Annotated in this window: 15 protein-coding genes; 3 read left to right on the plus strand and 12 right to left on the minus strand. The window is 29.8% G+C overall.

Features of this window, described 5'->3' with window-relative positions; genetic code table 11:
- Positions 1-21: 21 nt before the first annotated feature.
- The 7 genes from HALO113_RS04855 to rsfS all read right to left on the minus strand — a co-directional run bounded on the left by HALO113_RS04855 (position 22) and on the right by rsfS (position 5,632).
- Positions 22-891, minus strand: a complete 870-nt coding sequence (locus tag HALO113_RS04855) for a superoxide dismutase (RefSeq protein WP_159777951.1) — start codon at positions 889-891, stop codon at positions 22-24.
- Positions 888-1,166: an acyl-CoA-binding protein gene (locus HALO113_RS04860; RefSeq protein WP_159777952.1), complete on the minus strand. Its 279-nt coding sequence runs from the start codon at positions 1,164-1,166 to the stop codon at positions 888-890. Before HALO113_RS04860 ends, HALO113_RS04855 begins: the two co-directional genes overlap by 4 nt.
- Entirely contained in the window at positions 1,167-1,814 is a 648-nt protein-coding gene (locus HALO113_RS04865) for a phosphatidylserine decarboxylase family protein (protein WP_159777953.1), read from the minus strand. It lies immediately after the preceding gene.
- Complete coding sequence (locus HALO113_RS04870) at positions 1,804-2,616, minus strand: phosphatidate cytidylyltransferase (protein ID WP_159777954.1); 813 nt, start codon at positions 2,614-2,616, stop codon at positions 1,804-1,806. The genes HALO113_RS04865 and HALO113_RS04870 overlap by 11 nt, the downstream gene beginning before the upstream one ends.
- Position 2,617: 1 nt before the next feature.
- Complete coding sequence (locus HALO113_RS04875) at positions 2,618-3,223, minus strand: LUD domain-containing protein (RefSeq protein ID WP_159777955.1); 606 nt, start codon at positions 3,221-3,223, stop codon at positions 2,618-2,620.
- A 115-nt stretch (positions 3,224-3,338) separates the two neighbouring features.
- Entirely contained in the window at positions 3,339-5,255 is a 1,917-nt protein-coding gene (gene ftsH, locus HALO113_RS04880; RefSeq protein ID WP_159777956.1) for an ATP-dependent zinc metalloprotease FtsH, read from the minus strand.
- An 8-nt stretch (positions 5,256-5,263) separates the two neighbouring features.
- Complete coding sequence (rsfS, locus tag HALO113_RS04885; RefSeq protein WP_159777957.1) at positions 5,264-5,632, minus strand: ribosome silencing factor; 369 nt, start codon at positions 5,630-5,632, stop codon at positions 5,264-5,266.
- A 94-nt stretch (positions 5,633-5,726) separates the two neighbouring features.
- On the opposite strand from rsfS, the gene HALO113_RS04890 reads away from it, so the two are divergent.
- Complete coding sequence (locus HALO113_RS04890; protein ID WP_159777958.1) at positions 5,727-6,452, plus strand: biotin--[acetyl-CoA-carboxylase] ligase; 726 nt, start codon at positions 5,727-5,729, stop codon at positions 6,450-6,452.
- Positions 6,453-6,547: 95 nt separating this feature from the next.
- The gene (ccsA, locus tag HALO113_RS04895) at positions 6,548-9,724 is read left to right on the plus strand and encodes a cytochrome c biogenesis protein CcsA (protein WP_159777959.1); all 3,177 of its coding nucleotides are present in this window, start codon (positions 6,548-6,550) and stop codon (positions 9,722-9,724) included.
- Positions 9,725-9,802: 78 nt separating this feature from the next.
- On the opposite strand, the gene HALO113_RS04900 is transcribed toward ccsA, so the two are convergent.
- Both HALO113_RS04900 and HALO113_RS04905 read right to left on the minus strand, forming a co-directional pair.
- Positions 9,803-10,843 carry a PLP-dependent cysteine synthase family protein gene (locus tag HALO113_RS04900; RefSeq protein WP_159777960.1) on the minus strand — a complete coding sequence of 347 codons (1,041 nt, stop codon included), beginning with the start codon at positions 10,841-10,843 and terminating at the stop codon, positions 9,803-9,805.
- 77 nt (positions 10,844-10,920) lie between these two features.
- Positions 10,921-12,981 carry a S9 family peptidase gene (locus HALO113_RS04905; protein ID WP_159779555.1) on the minus strand — a complete coding sequence of 687 codons (2,061 nt, stop codon included), beginning with the start codon at positions 12,979-12,981 and terminating at the stop codon, positions 10,921-10,923.
- Positions 12,982-13,118: 137 nt separating this feature from the next.
- Here HALO113_RS04905 and HALO113_RS04910 point away from each other — a divergent pair, with 137 nt between their 5' ends.
- Positions 13,119-13,442 (plus strand): YbaB/EbfC family nucleoid-associated protein, encoded by a 324-nt coding sequence (locus HALO113_RS04910; protein WP_159777961.1) that lies wholly within the window; start codon positions 13,119-13,121, stop codon positions 13,440-13,442.
- A gap of 56 nt (positions 13,443-13,498) precedes the next feature.
- Here the strand turns inward: HALO113_RS04910 and HALO113_RS04915 are convergent, their stop codons facing one another.
- Genes HALO113_RS04915 through HALO113_RS04925 form a run of 3 tightly spaced genes read right to left on the minus strand, consistent with a single transcriptional unit; the run spans position 13,499 to position 15,497 of the window.
- Positions 13,499-14,212, minus strand: coding sequence for a ThiF family adenylyltransferase (locus HALO113_RS04915; protein ID WP_159777962.1), 714 nt, complete (start codon positions 14,210-14,212; stop codon positions 13,499-13,501).
- A gap of 38 nt (positions 14,213-14,250) precedes the next feature.
- Positions 14,251-14,904: a TatD family hydrolase gene (locus tag HALO113_RS04920; protein WP_159777963.1), complete on the minus strand. Its 654-nt coding sequence runs from the start codon at positions 14,902-14,904 to the stop codon at positions 14,251-14,253.
- Complete coding sequence (locus HALO113_RS04925) at positions 14,904-15,497, minus strand: DUF1684 domain-containing protein (protein ID WP_159777964.1); 594 nt, start codon at positions 15,495-15,497, stop codon at positions 14,904-14,906. Before HALO113_RS04925 ends, HALO113_RS04920 begins: the two co-directional genes overlap by 1 nt.
- Positions 15,498-15,503 lie beyond the last annotated feature (6 nt).

Here is a 15,503-nt window from a genome sequence, read left to right on the forward strand (position 1 = left end):
AAACCCATTTTTTATTTAAAATTATTCGCTCTGAGATTTGGAAATCTCTTGTGGTTTAACCTCTACAGGACTTATTGAGGTATTATTTATTTCTTTTTTCACTACTCCATTTTGAGAGGGAATAGTTTTTATATTTTCTAATGCTTTTTTATATTTAGACATTACAACTGTCCAATTAATACAATCAAAAATATTTTCAAGATATTTTTTTTTATTATTCTGATAATTCAAATAGTAAGCATGTTCCCATAAATCAATCCCTAAAATGGGTAGGCCTTTATCTTTTGCATCTAACATTAAAGGATTTTCCTGATTGGAAGTTGTAACTACCTTTAGTTCTTGATTTTTGGTGACAATTAACCAAACCCATCCAGAACCAAAATATTGATTCCCTTCAGTAATGAATTTGTTTTTAAAAATTGAAAAGGAAACAAAATGGGTATTGATTGCGTCCAACAGTTCATCGGTTGGTTTTTTAGCTCCTTTGGGTTTTATTATTTCAAAAAAAAGGGAATGGTTATAAAATCCGCCAGCATTATTTTTCAATTGTAGTTCCTTGTCAGAAACTTTACTTAAAATTTCTTCGATTGTTTTCTTTTCTAATTCTTTTCTAATTGCAACTTCTTTATTTAAAGCATTTGTATATCCTAAATAATGCTTTCCATAATGCAATTCCATAGTTTTTCCATCAATAACTGTTTTTAATGCTTCATAACTGAAATCTAATGGAATTAACTGAAATACACCAGTAGCTTTTACATCTGCGGGATTACCAAAAGAAACAGAAACAGTTTCTTCAGGCTCAGGTAGTGCCACTTCTACCAAATTATTTTTATCTTTACAAGAGACAAATAATACAACTGCAATAAAAAAAGAATAAAATTTTATCATAAATTACGTTCTCTCAAAAGTTGATTAATAATATCAATATATCTTTGTTTGGCTTCTGCTATTGTTAGGTGTTTTACTTGAATCCAGGCATTCAACTTAAAGGCATTGATTAAATCTTGAGGATTTTGCACATGAATATTTGAGGTTCCACTGGTTGCTTGTTTATACAAACCATATAAAACGAGTTGTACATCCTGAGGAACTGATTCCTGAGGAACTAATTGTGCATTATCAAATGCTTCTTGAAATAAAGTATCTAAATCTTTATCTTCCATTTATTTTTTACAAATAACTGTTTTTCCTCCTATAGCTTTCTGACCTAACTTCACATTAACATCTGTACCTAAAGGTAAATAAATATCTACTCTTGATCCAAATTTGATAAATCCAGCATCTTTTCCTTGAACTGCTCGCATTCCTTCTTTAGCATAATTTATGATTCGTTTAGCCAAAGCACCAGCAATTTGTCTATACATTACTTCACCATAAACACGATTATTAATAACAACCGTGGTTCTTTCATTTTCTTCACTTGCTTTTGGATGCCATGCTACTAAAAATTTACCTGGATGATATTTACTATACTTAACTACACCATTTAAAGCATAACGTGTAACATGCACATTTATAGGCGACATAAAAATAGAGACCATCAACCTATTATCCTTAAAATATTCTGGCTCATACACTTCTTCTATTACGACCACTTTACCATCTACAGGGGCAAGAATATGGTTATCACTATTCTCAATTTCTCTTGTAGGGTTTCTAAAAAACTGTAGAATTAAAATCAAAAACACTACTGCAAGAATAATAACACTAATTCTTAGCCATTGAATAGTTATAAAATCTGATGCAAAAATAACAGCTACAACAATTGCAAGTGTTATCAAAATAATTTTAGCTCCTTCTTTATGAAACATAATATAAAATTAAATAAAACAAATTAATAAATGGTACTACAAATATAATACTATCTAAACGATCTAATATTCCACCATGTCCTGGCATAATATTTCCAGAATCTTTTATCTCTGCAACTCTTTTAAATTTAGATTCAATCAAGTCGCCAAGAGTACTAAAAATACTTACAATTATTGCAATTACAATCCAAATGTAAATATTTTTTGTTTCAATATAATATTTAGATAAAACTACACTACAAATAATTGTAAAAAAAATTCCTCCAACAAACCCTTCTATAGTCTTCTTTGGAGATACTAGAGGGAACAACTTTCTCTTACCAAAATTTTTACCAACAAGATAAGCAAAAGTATCATTAGTCCAAATACATATAAATATGGTAATTAGAATTTTCTCATTATATTTATTTCCTTTACCTATACATATATAGTTGGTTAAAATAAAAGGTATGATAATATATCCTATTAATAATGTATATCTAGTTAATAATTTAAATTTTGTTTTATTAGCATTAAATAAATAAAAAAGAAGTTTAAAAGCCATAATTATTGAAAAAAGACTTAGAAATGTCCATATTTCAATAGTAATTCCATTTCTATCCCATAAATAAAAATACATTAAGCACGATATAGGAATCGCAAAATAAAAATTAAGATGTGCTAATTTACAAAATTCATAAACTGCTAAAATTAAAAATATACCAAAAAGAATGGCTAAACTCTCTTTAGAATAGGAAATGCAGCTTAACAATAGAATAATATAAACAGCACCTGAAATAGCTCTCTTTAATGTTTCATTCATATTAAAGATCTTCTAATAAAAGCAAATACAAATTTTTATGACTACTTCCATAGTGCAAAAAATCTTCTTCTTTTACTTTTTCGAAGTATTTTATTGTAGTAATATTAGTTGGATATTCTTTATCATATTTATTTTTAATATGACGTAGCCCTTCACTTTTATTAGCTACTAGTTGACTTGTAGTAGCTAAAACGACCATATTAGTAGGTAAATCTGCTGGTCTATAATGTTTTAATTGATTAGATGAAAAAAGTACCGAACCTTCATCTGCAATTAAATTCTCACAAGTTGAAAAATAAAACTTTGCCTCCTTTGAAGCATTTTTATAAACTAATTTATTTTCGTCTAAGAAGTGAAACAATTGCGATTCAAAACACATGACTTCATTTTCAAACCAATCATTTTCTTCTAATATATTAATAAAGTTCTCTGATACTTCATTTAAGTTTTCACAATAGATAAACTTCCCACCATTCTTTTTAAAATGGTGAGTAAACATCTCATCAATTGGTAATTTTACTTCTGGTGCATACGGACTCTTTTCGTCGTCTTTATTGCTTTTTGATGCATTTCCAGAGTTACCAAAAATTTTTCTAAAAAGACTCATGTATTTTTAGTAGGTATGTTCATACTTGCGCGAACCAAAGATAAAAAAAAACTTAGTTCTTTAATGGTAAAGAACTAAGTTTTTTTAAAAATGATATTTTTGAAGTTATAACTTCTTATTCTGCAGTAATTTCTATAGTTTTTTCATGTGGCCTATTACCAAAAATAGTCTCCAAATCATCTTTAAAAATCACTTCTTTTTCAATTAATATGTCAGCTAATTGAATTAATTTATCTTTATTATCCTCTAACAATTGTACTGCTCTTTGATATTGTCCTTCAATAAGCAATGAAATTTCATCATCAATTACTTTTGCAGTTTCTTCAGAATATGGCTTTGAAAAATTATATTCACTTTGTCCTGATGAATCATAGTAAGTAATATTACCTAGTTTATCATTCAAACCATAAATAGTAACCATTGCACGAGCTTGTTTAGTCACTTTTTCTAAATCGCTAAGTGCTCCAGTAGAAATTTTATTAAAAATTACCTTTTCAGCAGCTCTTCCACCCATCGTAGCACACATTTCGTCAAGCATTTGTTCTGGTCTCACAATTAATCTTTCTTCTGGTAAATACCAAGCAGCACCCAAACTCTGTCCTCTTGGAACAATCGTAACTTTCACTAAAGGTGCCGCATGTTCTAACATCCAACTCACTGTTGCATGACCCGCTTCATGAATAGCAATAGCTCTTTTCTCTTCTGGAGTAACAATCTTATTTTTCTTCTCTAAACCTCCTACAATTCGATCTACTGCATCTAAGAAATCTTGTTTATCTACTGCTTTTTTATCTTTTCTTGCAGCAATTAAAGCTGCTTCATTACATACATTAGCAATGTCTGCTCCAGAAAAACCAGGTGTTTGTTTAGCTAAAAATTCTGTATCTAGCTCTTCCGATTTTTTTATCGGTTTTAAATGAACTTCAAAAATCTCTTTTCGCTCTCTAATATCTGGTAAGTCTACATAAATCTGTCTATCAAAACGTCCAGCACGCATTAAAGCTTTATCTAATACATCTGCTCTATTAGTAGCCGCTAAAACGATAACATTTGTATTTGTACCAAAACCATCCATTTCAGTCAACAACTGATTTAACGTATTTTCTCTTTCATCGTTTGAACCAGACATATTGTTTTTCCCTCTTGCTCTTCCGACTGCATCAATTTCATCAATAAAAATAATCGCTGGTGATTTCTCTTTCGCTTGTTTAAATAAATCTCTTACACGCGAAGCTCCAACACCTACAAACATTTCTACAAAATCAGAACCAGACAAAGAAAAGAATGGTACTTTAGCTTCACCTGCAACCGCTTTAGCTAATAGTGTTTTTCCAGTACCTGGAGGGCCTACTAGCAAAGCTCCTTTAGGAATTTTACCACCGATTGATGTATATTTTTCTGGATTTTTAAGGAATTCAACTATTTCTTGAATTTCTTCCTTAGCACCTTCCAAACCTGCTACATTTTCAAAAGTAACTTTAACATCATTTTTTTCATCAAACAATTTCGCTTTAGATTTCCCTATACTAAATATTTGACCACCGCCTCCACCGGCACCACCCGACATTCTACGCATCATAAAAATCCATAGTCCAGCAAGTAAAACAAAAGGAAGTAATAACGATAAAATGTCACCCCAAATACCTTCTGGTTCTTTAGCAAAATCATTAATTAATCCTTTTTTCTTTGCCTCTATTAGTTCTTTCTGGAATAATTCTGAATTTCCAATCTCAAAATAGTAATGAGGTCCTTTAGGGTTAAGATTTCCTAATAAATTATCTTTTGCTTCTTTATGTTCTTTTTCTCCCAAAGCTTCTTTCTTTAAGAAAACTTGAGCTTTAGTATTACTAAAAATAACCTTATCAACTTGATTTGCATCTAAAAAATCATAGAATTTGGATAATGTTGTAGGTTTAGGATTACTCAAATTTAACCCATTACCACTCAAACTAAGAAGTATAAATATTCCTATTGCAAGTCCATATAATATCCATGGACTAAATTTAAATTTTGGATTTTTATTTTCAGACATAATTTCTTTTAATATTTACTTTGAATTGAAGTTATTTTGGCATCACCCCAAAGACTTTCTATGTTATAATATTCTCTAATATGCGTTTGAAAAACATGCACCACTACATTTACAAAGTCCATTAATACCCATTCTCCATTTTCTAGACCTTCCACATGCCATGGTTTTTCTTTAAGCTCTTTAGAAACTACTTTTTGGATAGAATTTGCGATTGCAACTACTTGAGTGTTTGAGTTACCATTACATATAATAAAATAATCGCATACTGTATTGTCTATTTCTCTAAGATCTAGGACATCTATATCAGCCCCTTTAACATCTTCAATTCCCTTAATGATATTTACTACTAAATCGTCGTTACTATTATTTTTTGCCATTTAAATTTTATAAGTTTATGCAAAGTTATCATTTTTTGTCTTTATTTTTGAACCTTAACATAAGATTAAAATTAAAAAACTTTACATTTTGTAAATGAATATTATCAAACTCAATGCCATAGATTCTACAAACAAGTTTTTAAAAGAATTGTCAGTTTCCAAAAAAATAGAAAATTTCACTACAGTTGTAACTGAAAAACAATTAAAAGGGCAAGGCCAAAGAGGTGCTTCTTGGCACTCTGAAGACGGAAAAAACCTAACCTTTAGCGTGTTTTATGAGATTCAAAACATCAATTTAAATAATCTATTTACTATTAACATTGCAACCTCAATTGCTGTAGTTGAAGCATTACAAATTAATGAAATAACTGACTTAAACATCAAATGGCCAAACGACATTTTGTCAGAAAACAAAAAAATTTGTGGTGTATTAATTGAAAACACCATTAAGACTGATGGAACAACAAAATCAATTATTGGAATTGGTTTAAATGTGAATCAAGAAAAATTTGAGGAACTACCTCAAGCTTCCTCATTAAAAATTTTAAAAAAGAGAGAATTTGACAAAGAAAAATTGTTACTTGACCTAATAAATAAGTTAGAAAACAATTTAAAAGAAATTGGAAATCCTGATTATTTATGGGAGAAATATCATAGTTTATTATTTAAAAAGGATATTCCAATGGCATTTGAAAGCTCAGAAAAATTGCGGTTTATGGGTATAATTAAAGGAGTTTCAAGAAATGGCAAATTAATTCTACTTTTAGAAGAAGATTGCATAAAAGAATTTGACATTAAGGAAATTAAAATGTTATATTAATTATTTTCTTAAATCTTAGTAAAGACTTGTTAAACTTAACACTAAAGTGTATGTTTTTAAGTACTTTTGCAAACGTTTAAAATTACTACAACAAAATGGATAAAAAAATATTCTCTTTCTTATTTTCCACTCGTTTAATGGCTGTATTATTCATCATTTTTGCTGCTGCTATGGCTATTGGAACTTTTATTGAAGATGCATACAACACTGAAACTGCAAGAATAATTATATACAACGCTTGGTGGTTTGAAGTAATAATGGTCTTTTTTGTAATCAATTTTATCGGCAATATTAAGCGATATCAATTATATAAAAGAGAAAAATGGGCAACATTATTATTGCATTTGTCTTTTATATTTATTTTGATAGGTGCTTTCATCACGCGGTATATTAGTTATGAGGGTATGATGTTAATTAGAGAAGGTCAAACAGAAAACAGAATATATTCAGATAAAACATTTGTATATGGTTTTGTCGATGGTAAATACAAGGGTGAAATGAAAAGAAGAGCGTTTGAGAAAAGTAATTATTTTGCACCTGAAAATGTTGCATGGTATTTAAAACCTTTTTTTTCAAATGATTTTTCCATAAAAAGTGATTTTAATAACATTCCATACTCAATAGAATATGAGGATTTTATTATGAATGCTACAGAAACGATTGAAGAAGACAAAAACGGAATTTATTATCTAAAATTAGTTGAATCTAGTGATGGCTCTCGTCATGAACATTACTTAAAAGAAGGACAAGTTCAAAATATTCATAATATTTTATATGCATTTAATAATCCTACAAAAGGAGCAATCAATATTTCTCTTTCTAATGATTCTTTAAAGATACAAACTCCATTTGAAGGCAGCTATATGAAAATGGCTGATCAATCTAAAGGAAATGTTTCAAAAGACAGTATTCAACCCCTGTATTTAAGATCATTATATAGTTTAGCTGGAAATCAATTTGTTTTTCCCGAAAAACCTATCAAAGGAAAAATGAGTTATCAATCCAATAATAATTATAAAGATAAAGAAACTCAAGACGCACTTGTTGTAACTATTAAAAGTCAGGATAAAGAAGAAAAAGTAACTTTGTTAGGATCTAAAGGATCACAAGGTATTCCGCAAATGATAAAAATTGGCGAGCTAGACTTCACCCTATTCTTTGGAAGTAAAGTATATGAAACGCCTTTTAATGTAAAACTAGAAGACTTTATTGCGGACAAATACCCTGGAACTGAAAAAAGTTATTCAGCATTTAAAAGTAAAGTTGAAATTCAGGATACAGAAAACAACAATATTTTTAAAGACAGCATTTATATGAATAACATTTTAGACTATAGAGGCTATCGCTTTTTTCAAGCAAGTTTTGATACAGATGAAAAAGGGTCACATTTATCAGTCAATCATGACCAATGGGGAACATGGACAACTTATATTGGTTATTTTTTACTCTACTTTGGTTTGATGGCTATATTGTTTGACAAAAACACTCGTTTTGGTGATTTAAAGAAAAAAATAAATAAAATACAAGAAAAGAAAAACCTTTTAGCTACTTTGTTTTTGTTTTTCTTTACATGGATAGGTTTTTCGCAAGAGCACACACACAATAATGAAACAACAGATTCAAAAAAAGCACTAGAGCTTATCAATAAATACAAAGTTTCTGAAGAACATGCAGAAGAATTTGGAAAAATGGTTATCCAGGATCAAGGAGGAAGGATGAAACCTGTAAATACTTTTTCATCAGAATTGTTACGTAAAGTTTCCAAAAGCGACACTTATAATGGTATGAATTCTGATCAAGCATTTATTTCCATGACACAATTTCCACAATATTGGTATACTGTTCCTATTATTTATTTAAAAAGAGAAAATGACAGTATTAGAAAAATCGCAGGAATTGATTCAAAAGTTAAATTTGCTTCTTTGGTTGACTTTTTTGACGAAAAAGGCAACTATAAATTAGCTCCTTATTTAGAGGATGCTTATAAAGCTAGCGTAGCAAATAGTTTTCAGAAAGATTTCATAGAAGCAGACAAAAAAGTAAACCTTCTTTACGATGCTTTAAGCGGAAAAATATTACGTGTTTTCCCTATTCCTAATGACAAAAACAACAAATGGTTGTCTTATCTAGAAATTAATGATTCTACAAATACTGCCTTAGACAGTATAAAAAATGTAGTACCATTTTATTTAGATGCAGTTTCAAAAGCTAGTCAAAACAACGATTACAAATTAGCCAATTCTTTACTTATTGGATTAAAAAATTACCAATCGAAATATGGTAAAAATGTAATGCTTTCTGATGAAAAAATTAAAATTGAAGTATTATACAATAAATACGATATTTTTAAAAGATTATTTTATCTATATATGCTTGCCGGTGTTCTGATGTTAGGCTTTGCTATTTATCAATTATTTTCCTCTGCAAAATGGGTAAATTACACTGTTAAATTTTTCCAACAATTAATTACTTTCTTATTTATTTTACATACTTTAGGATTAATTGCCCGTTGGTATGTATCAGGTCATGCTCCATGGAGTAATGCTTATGAGAGTATGATTTATGTAGCTTGGTCAACCATGTTTTTTGGAGTAGCATTTAGTAGAAAATCTAAGCTTACAATTGCAGCGACTGCATTTGTCACTTCCATGCTTTTAATGGTTGCTCATCTAAGTTGGATGGATCCTGAAATTGGGAATCTACAACCCGTTTTAAATTCGTATTGGTTAATGATACACGTTGCGGTAATTGTTGCTAGCTATGGTCCGTTTACATTAGGAATGATACTGGGTTTAGTTGCTTTATTTTTAATGATTTTCACCAATAAAGATAATGCTAAAAAAACAAAATTAGCGATAGATGAATTAAGTTACATAAATGAAATGGCGTTAACGGTAGGTTTAGTTATGTTAACCATTGGTAACTTTTTAGGCGGTCAATGGGCTAATGAAAGTTGGGGACGTTATTGGGGTTGGGACCCAAAAGAAACCTGGGCATTAATTAGTATTTTTGTATACGCTTTTGTTATTCATGCCAGATTAGTTCCTGGACTAAGAGGAAAATGGTTTTATAATTTTGCAAGTGTATTAGCCTTTGCATCTATTGTAATGACCTATGTGGGCGTTAATTTTCATTTAAGTGGTTTACACTCGTATGCATCAGGTGAGAGACAAAACGTAACTTATTACTTATATATATTGTCTGCAATAATTGTAATTGGGATTATTGCTTGGATTAATTACAAAAAACACCTTAGTAAAAGTAAAAATTAAACATTATACACAAATAAAAACAAAAACTCCGAGGTTTTCTCGGAGTTTTTGTTTTTATGAATAAAGCAATTTAAATAATTACTTGATTATTTCAATTTTTTGGGCTTCTTCAATATTTACGCTATCAAAGAAACCTTGTTCACCCATCCATTCATCACTATATATTTTACTCATATATCTTGATCCATGGTCTGGAAAAATTACAACTACATTACTTTCATTTGTAAATTCACCTTCTTCAGCGAATTGTTTTACAGCTTGCATAGCTGCTCCTGAAGTATAACCAACAAACAAACCTTCTTTTCTTGAAATTTCTCTAGCTGTATGAGCGCTTTCTTCGTCAGAGACTTTGATAAACTTATCAATCATGTCAAAATCGGTAGCAGTAGGAATTAAATTCTTACCAAGACCCTCTATACGATATGGGTAAATTTCTTCACTGTCGAATTCTTTTGTTTCGTGGTATTTTTTCAAAACAGAACCATAAGCGTCTACACCTAAAATTCGAATATTTGGATTTTTTTCTTTCAAGAAACGAGCAGTACCTGAAATTGTACCACCAGTACCACTGCAAGCTACCAAATGAGTAATCTGTCCTTTTGTTTGCTCCCAAATTTCAGGGCCTGTGGTTTTATAATGAGCATCTATATTCAAATCATTAAAATATTGATTGATATAAATAGATCCTTTTGTTTCCTCATGTAATCTTTTAGCTACACTATAATAAGACCTTTTATCATCTGCAGAAACATTAGCTGGACAAACATAAACTTTTGCTCCCATTGTACGAAGCATATCTATTTTATCTTTTGAAGATTTAGAACTTACTGCTAAAATACAATCATATCCTTTAATGATACTAACCATTGCCAAACTAAATCCTGTATTTCCTGATGTGGTTTCTATAATTGTATCACCTGGTTTTAAAATACCTCTTCTTTCTGCCTCATTTATAATATAAAGTGCTATTCTATCTTTCGTAGAATGTCCTGGATTAAAGGCTTCTACTTTAGCATAAAAATTACCACTTATATTTTCAGTTACTCTATTTAATTTAATTAGAGGTGTATTACCGATTAACGCTAAAACATTGTTGTAGGCATTTATTTCTTCTCTCATAAAAACTAAATTATATTTGAGGTAAATTGTAATTTTAACAACCCCAAAACCCTGCAAATTTAACAAAAAAAAATTAACTACTCCTTAATATTCTCTAAATCTAACAAAAAAGTAAATTCTTTTGCAGTTTCTTTTAATGCTTCAAAACGACCCGAAGCACCACCATGTCCTGCATCCATATTAGTATCTAAGAATAATAAATTTTTATCCGTTTTTGTAGCTCTTAATTTAGCAACCCATTTAGCTGGTTCCCAATATTGCACTTGAGAATCATGTAAACCAGTTGAAACATACATATTAGGATACGCCTGCGCCATCACATTATCATAAGGTGAATAGGATTTCATATAATCGTAATATGCTTTTTCGTTTGGATTACCCCACTCATCATATTCCCCTGTAGTTAATGGAATAGTATCATCTAACATTGTAGTTACTACATCAACAAATGGAACTTGAGCAATTACACCATTATACAATTCAGGAGCCATATTTACTATTGCACCCATTAAGAGTCCTCCTGCGGAACCACCTTCTGCATAAAGATGCTTTGAAGAAGTATATTTTTGTGCTATTACATATTTAGAACAATCAATAAAATCGGTAAATGTGTTTTTCTTTTTTAATAATTTACCATCTTCATACCATCGTCTTCCTAAATCTTCACCTCCTCTAATATGTGCAATAGCATAAATAAAACCTCTATCTAATAAACTTAAACGGGTTGTAGAAAAATAAGGATCCATAGATGCACCATACGAACCATATGCATACAGCAAGAAAGGATTGGATCCGTCTTTTTTCATTCCTTTTCGGTATACCATTGAAATAGGTACTTTGGTCCCATCCGTTGCTGTAGCCCAAATTCTTTCTTCTACATAATTATTTTTATCAAACTTTCCTCCTAAAACTTCTTGTTCTTTTAGCACCTTTTTCTCTTTGGTTTTCATATTAAAATCAATTACCGAAGATGGAGTTAGCATGGATTGATAAGCAAATCGTAAAATATCAGTATCAAAATCAGGATTAGTCGTAGTATATGCTGTATAAGTTTCGCTTTCAAAAGGTAAATAATAAGCACCTTCCCCTTTCCATGGACGAATTTGAATTTTATTTAAACCATTTGAACGTTCTTCCACCACAAGATAATCTTTAAATATATCTATCCCTTCTAATAAAACATCTTCTCTATGTGGAATAACTTCAACCCAATTCTCCATTGAAGTAGTATTCTCAGATGTTTTCATCAATTTAAAATTAGTTGCTTTATCCTTATTAGTAACTACATAAAAATCATTACCAAAATGAGAAATACTATATTCTAAACCTCTAGTTCTTTTTTGAAACATTTTAAATTTCCCATTAGGATTGTTCGCTTCTAAAAATTGAAATTCAGAAGTTAATGTACTTGTAGAACCGATGACAATATATTTTTTGGACTTTTCTTTGTAAACAAAAGAATAAAAAGTATCATCTTTTTCATGATATACTAAAGGATCATTTTTAACTTCAGTTTGTATAATATGTTTATAAATTTTATCTGAACGAAGTGTTTTTGGGTCTTTTTTAGTGTAAAAGAAAGTTTTATTATCACTTGACCAAGTAGAACTTCCTGTTGTATTTTCAATTTTCTCTGGTAAAATTTCACCTGTTTCTAAATTCTTTATTTGTAGTGTATATTGCCTTCTAGATACTAAATCGACTCCAAAACTTACCCATTTATTATCCTCACTAACACTAATTCCATTTAAGTTGAAATAAGATTTACCTTTAGCCATTTCATTACAATCAAACATAATTTCTTCTTTGGCATCTAAACTTCCTTTTTTACGAGAATAAATAGGATAATCTTTTCCCGTTTCATATCGAGTAATATAATAATACCCATTATAAAAATATGGAACTGAACTATCGTCTTCTTTTATTCTTGCTTTCATTTCTTTGAATAAATCGTCTTGAAATGATTTTGTATGAGCGGTCATCTTCTCATAGTATTCATTCTCTTTATTCAAATAATCGATAACTTCTTTATCTTCTCTTTGATTTAACCAAAAATAATTATCTGTACGAACATCACCGTGCTTTTCCAGTGTATGTGGTACGATTTTAGCAACAGGTGGTTGAATTTCTGCTTTCATTTCTTCCTTTTTATCTTTACATGAAGTAGCAAAAATAATAGAAATGATAACAATAGAAGAAATATTTTTCATTAAGTTATATGTTTAAAGTTGAAAGCTAATTTAGTACTTTTGTAGTAATAAAAAAATTAAATATTATGTTTGGAGACATTATGGGAATGATGGGTAAAATTAAAGAAACCCAAGCCAAAGTTGAAGCTACAAAACAGCGCTTAGATACGGTTTTAATTGATGAAAAAAGTAATGACGGACTTCTTGAAGTAACCTTGACTGCTAATAGAAGAATAAAATCGATTACCTTAAGTGATGATTTATTACAAGACAAAGAAATGCTAGAAGATTATTTAGTGACCGTTTTGAATAAAGCAATTGAAAAAGCTACAAATGTTCACGAAACAGAATTAGCAGCAGTAGCTAAAGAAGGTATGCCAAATATTCCAGGAATGGATTTATTTAAATAATTTATTTAAATTATCTATCTGAATTAGTACTCCCAATTCAGATAGATAATAAAAAATTACTTAATAAGATTTTTCACAACTGTTTCTGCAGCATGTAACCCAAACAATGCAGGCATCCAACTATTGGTTCCATAAAAAGACTTTTTAAAATTAGTCCCATCTGTAGTTTTTATACTTGTATAATCAGGACGCTCATCTGAATATACTACTTTAACTCCTTTTGAAATACCTTCTGCCTTTAATCGTTTTCTTATATTTTTTGCTAAAGGACAGTATTCTGTTTTACTAATATCTCTTACTTTTACATTTTCAGCATTATATTTTCCTCCAGCTCCCATGTTACTAATTACTTTAACCTTCTTTCTTTTACAAGCCATAATTAGGTTTAATTTTGGAGTAACACTATCGATACAATCTAAAACATAATCAAATTCTGGAGATACTAATTCAAAAGCTCTTTCAGGTGATAAAAACTCTTGAATACGAGTCAACTTCAATTCAGGATTTATATCTAATAATCGATCACCAACAATTTTTACTTTGGGTTCACCCACCGTAGAATGCAATGCTGGTAACTGACGATTAATATTGGTAATATCAACCGTATCACCATCTACTATGGTCATACTTCCTACTCCAGCCCGTGCTAAAAATTCTGCTGCAAAACTACCCACTCCTCCTAAACCAACGATTAGCACATTTGCGTTGGTTAGTTTATTCATTCCTTCTTCTTTAAATAATAAAACTGCTCTTTCTTGCCACTTTGCCATTTGCTCTTTTTGTTTAAAAAGTTTAACTGTTAAATTGTTTAATGTTGTTTATTAAATATGATTCTAAAATTGTTGCTGACTATCTCTTTTAGTTCATGAATAGCTATATTTCTTATTTCTGAAGCTTTTTTATAAACCTGTTCAATCGATTCTTCAATAGTATCAGTTTCTAAAAAAAATCGATCTATTGGTACATTCATAAATACATTTTCTAATTCTGGATTACGCAATAAATACTTTCCAAAAGACAAATAAAAACCATTATCTAAAAGGGATTGCGCTACCTGATCATTTTTAGAAAAACCGTGTATAATCATTGGATTTTGAATATTCATTTCCTTCTTTACTTCGATTACTTCTTGGTAAGCAGCCACACAATGCAAAATTACAGGTTTATTCGTTTTCTGTACCAATGCCAATTGTGCTTTAAAAACCTGTAATTGAATTTCCATAGGAATTTCTATACGTTTATCTAAACCACATTCTCCTAAAGCGATGCAATTTTCTGAAGCCAATTTCTCTTCAATACAAGCTAAATCTGATGCAACTCGATTTTCATCAATATACCAAGGATGAATGCCAATGGAATATTGAGGAATGTGTTTATTAAATTCCCAAGGATACTGATTTACAACTTCTAAAACAGATGCATCATTCGAAAAAGAATGTGTATGTAAATTGATGAAATACATTAGTCATGAAATTTTTTTACACCAGCTTCAATCGCAATATCCAAATCATTTTCCAAAGGGACAATTGGACATGAATACTTATGATTATAAGCACAATAAGGATTATAAGCTTTGTTAAAGTTAATAATTACTTTATCTGAATTTGGAATTCGCATATCTATATAGCGTCCGCCAATATAAGTTTCTTTACCACAAGTTATATCTGAAAAAGGCAAAAACAAATAATCTTTAAATTCTGTTTTTTTAGATAATTCTATATTTTGATACACATTTAGCCTGAAAGGCTTTCCTTCTATCTCAAAATGAAGTGTTCCAAATTTAACATACATTGGAGTTCTATCTGTAGAAGTTTTCATTTTAAAAGGCATCTCTTTTTTAGCCTTCTCAAAAATAGCCTCAATAATTAATTTCTCATTAATCGGATAAAAATCCAAACCCTTAAACTGTGCTCTATCTTCTTCCGTTAAAGGGCTCTTTTTCACGTCAGAAAATTCTTCATTCAATTCTTTTTGAAATTCATGTATTACTTCTATTTCACTCTTTTGAGCAAAACAAAACCCTACACATAATAATAAAACCCAAATCCTTAACATCTTTTT

Source organism: Flavobacterium sp. 9AF (assembly GCF_902506265.1).
GTDB lineage: Bacteria > Bacteroidota > Bacteroidia > Flavobacteriales > Flavobacteriaceae > Flavobacterium.